This is a genomic window from Pseudomonas brassicacearum (genome assembly GCF_003732265.1).
GTDB classification, from domain to species: domain Bacteria; phylum Pseudomonadota; class Gammaproteobacteria; order Pseudomonadales; family Pseudomonadaceae; genus Aquipseudomonas; species Aquipseudomonas brassicacearum_D.
Window position 1 is genome coordinate 1 of the sequence record NZ_MOBK01000231.1, and the last position, 357, is coordinate 357.

The window sequence follows — 357 nt, forward strand, 5'->3', positions numbered from 1 at the left end:
GGTGCCCAGGGTGACCAGCCCGGCCGGGGTGGTGACCTGGACGGTGACCGTGTTGCCGAGGCTCACCGACGAGGTACCGGTGAAGTTCCACGTGAAGCGGTTACCGGCACGGGCGGTGACCGTTGCAGCCGTGACGTTGAAGGCCTCCAGAACCAGCGGTGGCGACAACTGCACGGTGACCGTGGCCGGTGCCGACAGGGCGCCGAAGCTGGCCCGGGCGATGTAGGTGAAGGTCGTGGTGAAAGGCAGCACCACAGCAGCCGCAGGCGTGTAGGTGATCGCCGTGCCGTTGATGTCGACACTGCCGCGACCTGCTGCCGGTTGGGTGAGGCTGGCGACGGCGAGCGGCAAGTTGCC

At 68.1% G+C, this 357-nt stretch carries 1 pseudogene; it reads right to left on the reverse strand.

The annotated features are described in order from the left end of the window. Nucleotides 1–357, reverse strand: a pseudogene (locus BK660_RS30995) (Ig-like domain-containing protein); the annotation flags it as partial.